This window comes from Pseudomonas fluorescens (assembly GCF_001307275.1).
In the GTDB taxonomy this organism is placed as follows: Bacteria; Pseudomonadota; Gammaproteobacteria; order Pseudomonadales; family Pseudomonadaceae; genus Aquipseudomonas; species Aquipseudomonas fluorescens_AA.
In genome coordinates this window covers 6864443-6877236 of sequence record NZ_CP012831.1, presented here as the reverse complement: position 1 = coordinate 6877236, position 12794 = coordinate 6864443, and the positions used below count along the sequence as shown (strand labels likewise).

The following is a 12794-nucleotide window of genomic DNA, read 5'->3' as shown; positions in this document are numbered from 1 at the left end:
TCAATCCGGCTGAAACGGCGATGCGCTGAGCACCACGCCAGTTTCGTCGACGTACTGCTGCCAATGGCCAATCAAAGTGGCCAGTTTGTCCGGCTGACTCAGCGCCAGGTCATGGATTTCGCCCGGGTCCTGGCCCAAATCATACAGCTGCCAGGTCGCCGGCCCCACGGGACCGGGGATGTACACGGCTTTCCACTGGCCCTGGCGAATCGCGCGGCGGCCAAACAGCTCCCAGCCGGTGACCGTGTGTTCGTCGTGCACCTCGCAGGTCTCGCCCGACAGGAAGCCCAGCCACGATTTGCCGCGCAATGACGCCACGGGCTTGCCGCGCCACTGTGTGCCGGGATGGCGTACGCCGGCCAGGTCCAGAATGGTCGGTGTGATGTCCATCACTGTGCCGAACCCATGGCTGATGCGCCCCTTGAGCGACAACTGGGGGTAATGCACCAGCGCCGGCACACGAATCCCACCCTCGGTGGTAAATGCCTTGAACAAGCGCGACGGCGCCGTTGTCACTTGGGCCCACGACGGCCCGTACCAGACGTAGGAGTTGGCGCGGCCGATGTTGTCCAGGCTGTTGTCGTAATGCTGGTTGAGGTAGGTCAGCAACTGCGGCCCGAACTTGGGGAAGGCCTCCAGCAGCGCACCTTCGGCACCGTTGTCGGACATGAACACAATGAACGTATTGTCCAATTGCCCTTGCTGGCGCAGGTACTCCACCACCCGACCGATGTTCCAATCCATGCGCTCGACCATCGCCGCATACACTTCCATGGCACGGGCCGACACCTGGCGCTGCTCTTCGGTCAGGGCGGCCCACTGGGTGTTCAATTCGATCAGCGGGTGGGGCTCGACATCGGCGTCGATCAACCCCAGGGCCTTGAGTTTTGCCAGGCGCTCCAGGCGCAATGCTTCGGGGCCGGCGTCGTAGCGGCCACGGTATTTTTCAACGATGTCGGCGGGTGCCTGTAACGGCCAATGCGGTGCGGAAAACGGCAGGTAGGCAAAGAATGGCCGGGCCTGGTCGCGCTCCTTGAGGTACTGCAATAGCTTGTCGCCAAAGGCATCGGAGGAATAGAAGTCCTTGGGCAGTTGCTCGACGAAGGTATCGTCCTCGATATACAGCGCCGGCGTGGATTTGAGCAGGCCCGGCGTGTGCTCGTCATAGGTCGGTTCGAAACCGTAGTGGTTGGCCGCCCCTGGCAACAACGAGAACGAACGCTCGAAACCACGAGCGTGAGGCGCCAGTTCGGCGGTCAGGCCCAGGTGCCATTTGCCGCTCATCAGCGTCTGGTAACCGGCTTCGCGCAGCAGCTCCGGCAGCGCCACCACCTTATCGTTCAGATAGCCTTCGTAGCCGGGCTTGCCGATCAGCTCGGGGGTGAGGGCCTCGGCCATGGTGCCGATGCCGGCGATATGGTGGTCGGTGCCGGTGAGCAGCATCGAGCGCGTTGGCGAACAGGTGGGCGCGGTGTGGAAATCGGTCAAACGCAGGCCATTCAGCGCCAGGGCGTCCAGGTGCGGCGTGGCAATTTCCCCACCAAACGCACCCAGGTCGGAGAAACCCATGTCATCGGCCAGGATCACTAGAAAATTGGGACGTTGCGGCATCAAGGTGCTCCTCGTTGGCAGGCAGTCTTTTTAGCAGGCGATAAAGGCCAGGGGCAGGTCGCGGATCTGTTCGCGCACCGGCGGCTGGTAATGGTCATCGCTGGTCAACTCGTGCAGCAGCTCTTCACGCAACTGGTGGAATTCGAAGCTGCTGCGTTGGCGTGGATGGGGCAGGGCAACGTCGACGACTTGCTTGATTCGCCCAGGCCTCGGCTCCATCACCACCACGCGGTCGGCGAGAAAAATCGCTTCTTCCACATCGTGGGTCACCAGCACTGTAGTGATCTTGGCGCGGTCACGAATCGCCAGGAGTTCGTCCTGCATCTGTTGGCGGGTCAGGGCGTCGAGGGCACCGAAGGGTTCGTCCAGCAGCAGGATGCGCGGGCTGGCCACCAGGCCCCGGGCAATCGCCACCCGTTGCGCCATGCCGCCGGATAACTGGTGAGGATAGGCACGGGTGAAGTCGCTGAGGCCCACCAGCTCGATAAAATCGCTGATACGCCGGTTACGTTCAGCCTGGCCGATGGGCTCGTTGACCAGCCCCAGGCCGATATTCTCCGCGACGGTCAGCCAAGGAAACAAACGGTGCTCCTGGAACACGATGCCGCGCTCGCCACCGATGCCACTGACCGTTTGGCCGTCGACGCGAATCTCGCCGCTAAACTGGGTGTCGAGCCCCACCAGCAGGCGCAACAGGGTGGATTTGCCGCAGCCGCTTGAGCCGACGATCGCGACGAATTCGCCTTCGGCAATGTCCAGGTTGAATTCACGAATGGCCTCCAACTCGAAGCCGTCGACATCGAAGGACTTGCCCACATGGTTGAAGCTGACAATCGGTGCGTTCATGCGTGTCTCCAGCGGGTAGCACGGGTTTCGATGCGTTGGCCGATCAAGTTGAGGGCTGCGCCGGTGAGGCCGACCAGGAGCATGCCGCTCATGATCAGGTCCATGCGCAGCAGTTGTTGGGCGCCGATCATCAGGCTGCCGATACCGCCGTTGGACGGCATGAAATATTCCGCACCGATGGTGCCTAGCCAGGCGTAGATCAGGCTCAGGCGCAGGCCGGCGAAAATCCCCGCGGCAGCGCCTGGCAAGATCAGCCGGCGCAGCCGCTGGGGCAGGCTCAGGCGCAGCACTTGAGCGGCCTCGCTGAGCTGTGGCGAGAGGTTCAGCACGCTGCGTTGGGTGGCGATGAGCAGCGGGAAAAACGCCGCGAGGGCGATGAACACCCACTTGGCCAATTCACCCAGACCAAACCAGGCGGTGAGCAGCGGCACCCAGGCGAAAATCGCGATCTGACGCAGGGCTGCCAGGGTCGGTCCCAGCACCCGTTCGCTGCGCCGCGACAGCCCAAGCCACAGGCCCATGGCAAAGCCCAGGCCGCCGCCGAGCAGCAACCCGCCCAGGGAGCGTTTCAGGCTTGTGCCCAAGGCGCCGCTCAGGCTGCCGTCCAGTGCGCCGGCGACGGTGGTGTGCAGCACGAGCCAGGGGCTGACCAGAATGTTTGCGTCTACCCAAGCCTGTTGCGTCGCCACCTGCCACAGACTCAACAGCAGCAGGGGCAGCAGCCACGGTTGCAGGCGCTGCCAGCCTTGATAGCGCGGGCCGCGTCGAATCTGCGCGGTGGCCGGGTGCGGCCAGTGCACCCATTTGTGGTCCAGCCAGCCAATGCCGCGATCCATCACCACGCCGAGTACGCCGATGATCACGATGCACACGAAGACGATATCGAGCATGAACAGTTGGCGCGCCCAGACCATCAGGTAGCCGATGCCTTCGCTGGAGGCCAGCAACTCCACCGCCAGCAATGAGGTCCAGCCGGCCGCCAGGGCCAGGCGTACGCCGGCCATGAATGCCGGCAGTGCGGCGGGCAGGATCAGGCGGCGGATCAACAGGTGGGTGGGCAGGCGCAGTACGCGGGCGGCTTCACGTAAATGAGGTTGGGCGTCGCGTACGCCCACCAGGGTATGCAGGGTCACGGGCACCACGATCGCCTTCACCAGTACCACCAGTTTCAGGGTTTCGCCGATGCCGAAAAACACCATGAACAACGGGATCCAGGCCAGCGTCGGCACTTGCGACAATGCACTGAACGTCGGAAACACCAGGCGTTCGGCGCGCGCACTGAAGCCGAGTAGTGCCCCCAGCAACGCCCCACTGCCAACGCCCGCCAGCAGTCCCCAGAACAGGCGTTGCAAGCTGATTGCCAGATGGCTCCACAGCTCGCCGCCGGCCAGTTCCACCGCGCTGCTCCATACCAGCGATGGCGGTGGCAGAATCTGTTCGCTCATCCAGTGATGGCGGCTGCCCAGCCACCACAGCGCGAAAAGCGCCAAAGGCAGCAGCCATGGCAGCAGGCGTTCATTGATTAACGGCCAGTGCGGCTTGGCGCTGGGGGCCGCGAGCGGTAGGCTCAAAAGTGAGATTCGGGCCATGGAAGACCTCCGTTGTCGCCAATGGCGTTATGTGATTTTGATCTTATAAAAATGCAATCAAGATGATTGAGGGATAAGAAAAATCATTTAAAGCCTCTGCCCTGCACGCATCCAATGCATTCGAAGAATATTTTCGATGCTGTTCATGCATAGTCCTCTGGGGCCAGCGTTTTAACTTGCATAGGTCTAAAAGCTATTAAAGTGTGAATTTATAGTATTTAAAGTTTTGCTCTGCGTGTGCCTACTTTCAGCTCCCCAGGCGACCCTCGCCCACAAGGAGCTGCGCTTATGAAATTGCCTTTTAAACGTCTGATCACTTTGTTCGCGGGCACTGCGTTGGCCGGGCTGGTGCATGCTGCCGAACTCAAGGAAATCCGCATTGCCGTGCCCGACCTCAGTGCTGGCAGCCAGCACAGTGGCGGTGGCATAACGGATGTGTTGCGCGAGCAGCAGATCTTCGAGAAAGCCTTTGCCGACCAAGGCATCAAGATTCAGTGGAATTACTTCAAGGGCGCGGGCCCGGTGATCAACGAAGCTTTTGCCAATGGCCAGGTGGACCTGGCCTACCTGGGCGATCTGGCCGCGATCATCGGTCGTTCCAACGGCCTGGATACCCGTCTGCTCAGTGCCACCGCACGGGACATCAAGCAGTACCTCGGCGTGGTGCCGGGCTCGGGTATCAAGACCTTGCAGGATCTCAAAGGCAAGCGTGTCGCAGTGTTTCGCGGCACGGCCAGCCAGTTGTCGTTCGACGCCGCGTTGGCCAGCCAGGGCTTGAGTGAAAAGGATCTGAAAATCATCAACCTGGATTACAACGCAGCCGGTGCCGCCTTGGCCGCCAAGCAGATTGACGCCACCTGGGGCGGCTCGAACTTGACCGCATTGCAAGCCAAGGGGCTGGCGGAAATAGCGTTGACCACCAAGGACCTCGGTGGCGCCGGCAGCGTGCAGGCGGTGCTGGTGGGCAGCAAACAGTTCGTCGACGAGCACCCCGACGCGGTGGCCAAGCTGCTCAAGGCCCAGCAGCAAGCGGTGCAATGGCTGACCGATGACAACAACAAGCAGGCCTACATCCAACTGGTGTCGGGGCGGGCCAGTTACCCACCGCTGATCCTGACCAATGACTTGAAAGACCAGACCCTCAGCGAGATCTTCCCGTCGACCCTGGACCCGGTGTTCCTGGGCAAATTACAGGGGGCGGTCGACCTGGCGTCGAAGGAAAAGCTGATTCGCAGGCCGTTCCAGGTGAGTGATTGGGTGGCGCCGAACCTGGCCTCGGCAGGGCTCTGAGTCTGGTGGTGTCCGGGGTGTCGCTTTCGCGAGCCAGCTCGCTCCCACATTCGACTACATTCATCCTGACGAAACGCGGTCGGAGGTGGGAGCGAGCTGGCTCGCGAAGAGGCCGGTCAGACCGCCACGCCGATGGCCTGCTGATCCACCTCCAGCAACGTCTCGATCATCGCCTTCGCCGCTGGCGACAAGCGTGAACCGGTGCGGCTGACGATGCCGCAGCGGGCGCTCAGGGTGTCCATGTTCTGTGGCAGGTTGCGCCAGTGCAGCAGCACCAGCGTGCCTTGGGCGATGTCGTCGGCGAAGGCTTCCTCGGTGCCCACGCCGATGGCATTGGACTGCAGCACGATCTTGACCAGCGCCGGGAAATGTTCGGTCTGGATGCTCGGTGAGAAATCCATGCGCCCGCTTAGGTTCGCCAGCAGTTTGCGAATGCCCTGGGAGATCAGCGGCGCCGCCAGTGGGTAATCGAACATGTCGTTGGTCGACAGGCTGTCCTTGGCCAACAGCGGGTGCCCAGGCCGGCAGAAGAACACCCCACGCTTGGGCGTCAGCGCGCGGGTCTGGAAATTCGGGTCGGTTTCGAACTGACGAATGTCGGCGATAAAAAATTCGATCTCTTCGCGGCTCAGGGCGCGGCTGAGCTTTTCCCAGTTATCCACCTGGAAACCGGTGCGGATTTTCGGGTGGGCGGTGATAAAGCGCGCCACGGCGTCGGGCACCAGTTTCACGGCGGGTGCCGGGCCACAGCCGAAGCGCAGGTCGCCGGCGTCGAGCTTGGTCATGCGTGTCACTTCACTGCTGAGCAAGGCTGCGCCATGCACCAGCGTCAGTGCGTGTTGCAGTACCACCTGCCCCTCGGGGGTAGGGCGCAGATCCTTGTGGCCACGGTCCACCAGTACGCAGCCGAATTCCTGTTCCAGCCCCTGGATGCTGCGGCTGAACGCTGGCTGGGTGATGCCCATGGCGTCGGCCGCGCGTACGAAACTGCGGTGTTCGTTAAGGGCGATGAAATAGCGCAGTTGGCGAAGATCCATATGCTTTCCCTGCATTTTAAAAATAGGTCGAAGGCATTTGCGACCAAGGGAGCAGAGGTTTTAAATGCAAGCTCTTATTCCGTCAACGATGCATCCGTTAATTTGCTAGATCAAAATTGCATATTGATAGAGCGTTGCCGGGAAACGTTCCCACCATCAGCAGGCACATGAGGGTCACCACAATGAGCAACGCCGCATTAGCTGTTCAACCCATTGCCCAGGCACTGGACATTCACCCGGTCGCTGGCCGCATCGGTGCCGAGATCCGGGGCATCAGATTGTCCGGTGACTTGGATGCCGCCACCGTCGAAGCCATCCAGCAGGCGCTGGTGCAGCACAAGGTGATCTTCTTCCGCGACCAGACCCACCTCGATGACCAGAGCCAGGAAGCCTTCGCCCATCTGCTCGGCGAGCCTATTGCCCACCCGACGGTGCCGGTACGCGACGGTACGCGGTTCCTGATGGAACTGGACGGTACGCGCGGCCAGCGCGCCAATTCCTGGCACACCGACGTGACCTTCGTCGACGCCTACCCAAAAGCCTCGGTGCTGCGTTCGGTGCTGGCGCCCAAGTCCGGTGGTGACACCGTGTGGGCCAACACCTCCAGTGCCTATAACGACCTCAGCGCGGAGTTGCGCGCATTGGCCGATACCCTGTGGGCGGTGCACAGCAACGAATACGACTACGCCGCGATCAAGCCGGATGTGTCAGTAGAGCGGCTCGAGGAATACCGCAAGGTGTTCACGTCTACGGTGTACGAAACCGAACACCCGGTGGTGCGCGTGCACCCGGTCAGCGGCGAGAAAACCCTGTTGCTGGGGCATTTCGTCAAACGCCTCAAAGGGTATTCGCAGGCGGATTCGACCCAACTGTTCAACCTGTTGCAAAGCCACGTCACGCGTCTGGAAAACACCGTGCGCTGGCGCTGGAGGAGCGGTGACGTGGCGATCTGGGACAACCGCGCCACCCAGCATTACGCCGTGGACGACTACGGTACCCAGGAGCGTATCGTGCGCCGGGTCACCCTCAAGGGCGATGTGCCGGTGGGCGTGCAAGGGCAGTCGAGCAAGACCACCAAGGGTCTCTAAGCCGGCGCAGACTCGACTGTGTGGGCAATGTGGCCCTCGCCACAGGAGTCTCACCCCATTGATTCGCGTCGTTTACCAGACGCCGATTTGCACCACTTTCTCCGCCTCCGGCTCACCATAACGAAACCGTTGGCCACGCAGATCGATCTCTGTGTGGCTGATGGTGGTGCGCCGCTTCAGCCCGCGCAGCCACTCGAACAGATACCCCAGATGGGTTTCGCGGACCTCGGCATAGGTCGGGTCGCTGCCCAGGTCGTGCAGCTCCTGCGGGTCGTTGTCCAGGTCGAACAGCTGTGGACGAAAGCCGTCATAGGCCAGGTACTTCCAGCGTTCGCTGCGCACCATGGTCATGCGGCAACGGTCGATGGGTTGTGCCAGGCGCTCGCGGGCCGGGGCCTGGAAGGCGTAGTCGTATTCGGCGATGGCGTAGCGGCGCCAAGTGATGTCGTGAGCGTGCAGCAGCGGGATCAGCGAACGGCCTTCCAGGCGGTGGTCGGCAGTGGGCAGGCCCAAGGCGTCGAGGAAAGTCGGCAGGGCGTCGATGGTTTCGACCAGGCGTGCGTCCACCGTGCCACGGCTGATATCGGCAGGGGCCCGCGGGTCACGCACGATCAGCGGCACGCCCACCGCAGGCTCCAGCAAAAATTCTTTCTCGCCCAGGAAGTGATCGCCGAGGAAGTCGCCATGGTCGCTGGTGAACACGATCAACGTGTCGTCCCAGCGGCCATTGCTTTGCAGAAAATCGAACAAGCGCCCGAGTTGATCGTCGATCTGTTTGATCAGCCCCATGTAGGTGGGAATCACCGTGAGCCGCACCTCGTCACGGGAAAAGTTCAGGCTCTCCTGATGCTGGCGGAACGCTTGATACACCGGGTGATCGCTGGTTTGTCCAGGCTGTATGGGCGCCTGGATATGCTCGGCGCCGTACAACGCGTGATAGGGCGCCGGGGCGATGTAGGGCCAGTGCGGCTTGATGTAGGACAGGTGCAGGCACCACGGTCGCTCGGCTTGTTCGTGGATAAAGTCGATGGCGCGGTCGGTGGTGTAGACGGTTTCCGAGTGCTGCTCGGCGACTCGCGCGGGTCGGCCGGCGTTGCGCATGTGCCAGCCGCTGAGCACCTCGCCGTTTTCAGCTTCTGCCGCGTTCGCCCATTCGTGCCACGGGTTGGTGCCGCTGTAGCCCTGCTCGCGCAGGTAATGGGTATAGGGCGCGGACTCGCGTTTGTCGTCGAACAGCGGGCTGTCGGGGTAGATGCCATCGTGACGAAAGTAGGCGTCGAAACCGACTTCATTCAGCGGCTCGGCCTGCACGCTGTCGGGGTCGATATTCAGCCGCTGCAAGGCCTCCAGGTTGGGCGTGGCGTGGGTCTTGCCCACCAGCGCCGTGCGGATGCCGTGGGGGCGCAGGTAGTCGCCGATGGTCAGTTCCTCCAGGGGCAACGGTACCGCGTTCCACGCCACCTGATGGCTGCTGACGTAGCGCCCGGTATAGGCCGACATGCGCGAGGGGCCGCAGATGGTGCCCTGGGTATAGGCGCGGCTGAAACGCACACCGGCGGCGGCCAGGCGGTCGATGTTCGGTGTATGCAGATGGGCGTGACCGTAGCACGACAGGTAATCGCGGCGCAGTTGGTCGCACATGATGTACAGCACGTTGCGGACGGTTTGGGGGGCAGGCATAGGGCTTCACCAAGCGGAGGACAGGTGAGGTTTTTCGCCGTTCGGAGGGTGGGCTGGCAAGTGCATTTGGGGACTGGGTTTGATGCAGTCAATGCATCGGTGTTGCTGCCGGCGCTTTCGCGAGCAGGCTCGCTCCCACATTTGTACGCATTCCAAATGTGGGAGCGAGCTTGCTCGCGAAAGCGCCGGTTCACACAGCGAGGTTCTCCAGTGCGCACACCTCCTCATCCAGCTCATCGATCTGCTTGATCTGCTCGATCATCGCCTCCGCCAACGGCGACAAGCGATACCCCGCACGGCTGACGATACCGTAGCGGGTGTAGCGCTCCTCCAGGTCTTCGGCCAGGCCATCGATCGTCAGGCACACCAAATCGCCGCGAGCCATGTGCAGCACATCACTGTTGGCGCTGACGATGCCGATGGCGTCGGAACGCAGCACCACGCCCATCAGGCTGTAGCCGTTCTCGCATTCGACGTTGGGCAGGTAATCGGGCCGCCCACTGAGGTCGACGATGACCTTGCGCAGGTTCGGCGGGCGGATGGTCACGGCCAGTGGGTAACTCATCAGTTGCGCGGCCGTCACGCTGGGTTGCTGTGCCAGCGGGTGGCCGGCGCGGCAGCAGAAATACCACTTGCGCGGCCGCAAGCGGTAGGTGTGGTAGTCCGGGTGGGCTTCAAAGTGGCGGGTGTCGGCGACGAAGAATTCGAATTCTTCGCTGAGCAGGCGCTTGCCCAGGCTTTGCCAGTCATCCACCTGGAACTGCACGCGGGCCTTGGGGTAGCGCCCGATAAAACTGCCAATGGCCCGTGGTATCAACCCCGCCGCCGGCGCCGGACCGCAACCGAAGCGCAATTCGCCGGCTTCCAGACCATTGAATTGGCTGATCTCGTTGGCCAGTTGCTGCGCGCCACTGACCAGCCGCCGGGCATGTTCGAGCATTACCTGGCCTTGTTTGGTGGGCGCCAGGTCTTTGCGGCCGCGATCCACCAGTTGGCATCCGGCGCTGTGCTCCAGGGCCTGGATGCTGCGACTGAACGCCGACTGCGACAGGTTCACCGTCAATGCCGCAGCGACAAAACTGCGTTGTTCGGCGAGGGCGATGAAGTGGCGGAGTTGGCGCAGATCGATATGCATTTTTCACATCAAAAATATCGGGGAAATGCATTGGCTATGCATTAGGTCGACTCCTTATAAAGGCTATCTCTTATGCAGTAAATGTTCGTAAAAACATAAATAAATAACCTTATGGAATATCTGATGGTGGATATTTCCGGGTTCCGGAGCCGCTTATGAGTCTGTTGAAGCCCGCTGTACCTTGCTCTCCCTGGAAGCTCAAACGCCTGCCCCTGGCCATGTTGCTGGCCGGCAGTGCCAGTTGGACACCCAGCCACGCAGCCGAACCGGCACCCTCGGGTGAAAGCGCCAGCGGCCAACTGGAAACCGTCACGGTGACCGCCCGGCGGCGTACGGAAAGCGCCCAGGAGGTGCCCACGCCGATGAGCGTGATCGGCGGCCAGGCCCTGGAAAGCCAGCGGGTCTATCGGATTCAGGATTTGCAGCAACTGGTGCCCAGCGTCAACGTGGCCTACATGCATGCGCGGCAGTCCAGCGTGTCGATTCGCGGCCTGGGCAACAACCCGGCCAGCGACGGCCTGGAAGGCAGCGTGGGCTTGTATATCGACAACGTGTACCTTGGCCGGCCGGGGATGGCGGTGTTCGACCTCATGGACATCGAACAGCTCGAGGTGCTGCGTGGCCCCCAGGGCACGTTGTTCGGCAAGAACACCACGGCCGGCGTGATCAATATCAGCACCCGTGCGCCGAGTTTCACTCCGGAGCGCAGCATCGAAACGTCGCTGGGCGAGGACGGTTACTTCCAGACCAAGGGCACGATCTCCGGCCCGCTGACCGATGAACTGGCGGGGCGTTTCTCGGCCTATCGCACGCGCAGCGACGGCGACATCAAGAACGAATACGACGGCCATGACCTCAACGGCGGCTCGCGCCAGGGCTTTCGCGGGCAACTGCTGTACAAGCCCAACGAAGCGTTCAACCTGCGCTGGATCGGCGACTACAACGAAGAGGACTCCAGCGCCGGGACTCGCGTGCTGTACAGCACCGGGCCGACCATCAATGGCACCAACCTCTACCAGTCGCGGGCGGCCGCTGCGGGGGCAACCCTGGTCGACGGCACCCATCGCAAGGTCAACCTGGACAGCGACCAGCACGTCACCGTGTTCCAGGGCGGCACCTCCCTGGAAGCCAACTGGACGTTGCCCAGCGATTTCACCCTGACTTCGGTCAGTTCCTATCGCTTCTGGAATTTCACCCCGCGCAACGATGACGGCCTTAACGTGCCGGCATCGTATAACGGCGGCGTGTCGGTGGAAGACAAGCAGTGGTCCCAGGAATTTCGCCTGGCATCGCCCACCGGTGGCTTCTTCGACTACGTGCTGGGTGCCTACTACTTCGGCAACTCGCTGGACAACAAATCCTTCGTCTCCTACGGACCCCAGGCGGATATCTGGAACGGCACGCCTGCAGGCGCATTGGCCAACGTCAGCACCGTGGGTAACGGGCACATCCGCACCGACAGTTTCGCCCTGTTCGCCCAAGGCACCTGGCACCTTACCGAGCGCCTGGATTTCACCGCAGGCTTGCGCGGTACTTATGAAGAAAAAAGCGCCTGGGTAACGCGTAACAGCCCAGTGGGCGGTGCGGCCGTCACGGGGGCTGCCGCGACGGCTCGACGTAACCGCACCGGCGCCTATGACTCCGGCGACCTCACGCAATACAGCGCCAGCCCTTCGGGCTTGCTCAACTTGAGCTACCGCTTGAACGACAACCTGTTGGGCTACGCGACCTTGTCCCACGGCGAGAAGTCCGGTGGGGTCAACCTCGTGGTCGGCTCCGCCCCGACTGCCGGGGCGGACTCGCTGCTGGTCGGCACCGAGCGCGCCAACAACGCCGAGCTGGGTTTCAAAAGCACATTGTGGGACCGGCGCCTGCAGCTCAATGCCAACCTGTTCTGGACCCAGGTCAACGGTTACCAGACCAACGCCTATGATCCGGACAATCGTGTGCAGTACCTGACCAACGCAGGTTCCGTGCGCTCGCGCGGTGTGGAAGTGGAAAGTACCTGGCTGCCGATCAAGGGCCTGACGCTGAACCTCAACGGCTCGTTCAACGATGTGCGTTACCTGAGCTACAAGGACGCGCCGTGCCCACCGGAAGTCAGTCTGCGCCCAGGGGCGCCGGCTTCCTGCGACCTGAGCGGGCACCAAGTGGTGGGGGCGTCGAAGTGGATCGCCAATGCCAACGGCGAGTACAAGTGGAACCTGGATAACGGTTTCGAACCCTACGTCACCGGCAGCTATGCGTTCCGCTCCAAGGCCGTGGGCACGGTGGAGGATTCCGACTACGGACAGATTCCTGCCTACGCCGTGGTCAACCTGTCCACCGGTTTGCGCGGCAACTATGAGCAGGGGCAGTGGGACGTGTCGCTGTGGCTGAAAAACGCCTTCGACAAAACCTATTACACCACCCTGTGGACCGGCGGTAACGGCGGCTACGAAGGCCTGCTGGGGAGCCCGCGCACGCTAGGGGTGACCGGACGCTATGACTTCTAGCCCATGGGATAGGTGGCCGGGTT

At 62.2% G+C, this 12794-nt stretch carries 9 protein-coding genes; 3 read left to right on the top strand and 6 right to left on the bottom strand.

Features of this window, described 5'->3' with window-relative positions; genetic code table 11:
• The 3 genes from AO356_RS29585 to AO356_RS29575 are packed head-to-tail and all read right to left on the bottom strand — an operon-like array spanning position 1 to position 4046.
• The gene (locus tag AO356_RS29585; protein ID WP_060742881.1) at positions 1-1611 is read right to left on the bottom strand and encodes an arylsulfatase; all 1611 of its coding nucleotides are present in this window, start codon (positions 1609-1611) and stop codon (positions 1-3) included.
• 30 nt (positions 1612-1641) lie between these two features.
• A complete protein-coding gene (locus AO356_RS29580) occupies positions 1642-2457 on the bottom strand; it encodes an ABC transporter ATP-binding protein (protein WP_060742880.1) in 816 nt (271 codons plus the stop codon).
• Positions 2454-4046, bottom strand: a complete 1593-nt coding sequence (locus AO356_RS29575; RefSeq protein ID WP_060742879.1) for an ABC transporter permease — start codon at positions 4044-4046, stop codon at positions 2454-2456. Before AO356_RS29575 ends, AO356_RS29580 begins: the two co-directional genes overlap by 4 nt.
• Positions 4047-4334: 288 nt before the next feature.
• On the opposite strand from AO356_RS29575, the gene AO356_RS29570 reads away from it, so the two are divergent.
• Positions 4335-5336: an ABC transporter substrate-binding protein gene (locus tag AO356_RS29570; protein ID WP_060742878.1), complete on the top strand. Its 1002-nt coding sequence runs from the start codon at positions 4335-4337 to the stop codon at positions 5334-5336.
• 116 nt (positions 5337-5452) lie between these two features.
• On the opposite strand, the gene AO356_RS29565 is transcribed toward AO356_RS29570, so the two are convergent.
• Entirely contained in the window at positions 5453-6373 is a 921-nt protein-coding gene (locus AO356_RS29565; protein WP_060742877.1) for a LysR family transcriptional regulator, read from the bottom strand.
• 182 nt (positions 6374-6555) lie between these two features.
• On the opposite strand from AO356_RS29565, the gene AO356_RS29560 reads away from it, so the two are divergent.
• On the top strand, positions 6556-7461 hold the full coding sequence (locus AO356_RS29560) for a TauD/TfdA dioxygenase family protein (protein WP_060742876.1): 906 nt from the start codon (positions 6556-6558) through the stop codon (positions 7459-7461).
• A 72-nt stretch (positions 7462-7533) separates the two neighbouring features.
• On the opposite strand, the gene AO356_RS29555 is transcribed toward AO356_RS29560, so the two are convergent.
• Positions 7534-9141 (bottom strand): alkaline phosphatase family protein, encoded by a 1608-nt coding sequence (locus tag AO356_RS29555; protein ID WP_060742875.1) that lies wholly within the window; start codon positions 9139-9141, stop codon positions 7534-7536.
• 190 nt (positions 9142-9331) lie between these two features.
• Positions 9332-10276: a LysR family transcriptional regulator gene (locus AO356_RS29550; protein WP_060742874.1), complete on the bottom strand. Its 945-nt coding sequence runs from the start codon at positions 10274-10276 to the stop codon at positions 9332-9334.
• 155 nt (positions 10277-10431) lie between these two features.
• Here AO356_RS29550 and AO356_RS29545 point away from each other — a divergent pair, with 155 nt between their 5' ends.
• A complete protein-coding gene (locus tag AO356_RS29545) occupies positions 10432-12771 on the top strand; it encodes a TonB-dependent receptor (protein WP_060742873.1) in 2340 nt (779 codons plus the stop codon).
• Positions 12772-12794 lie beyond the last annotated feature (23 nt).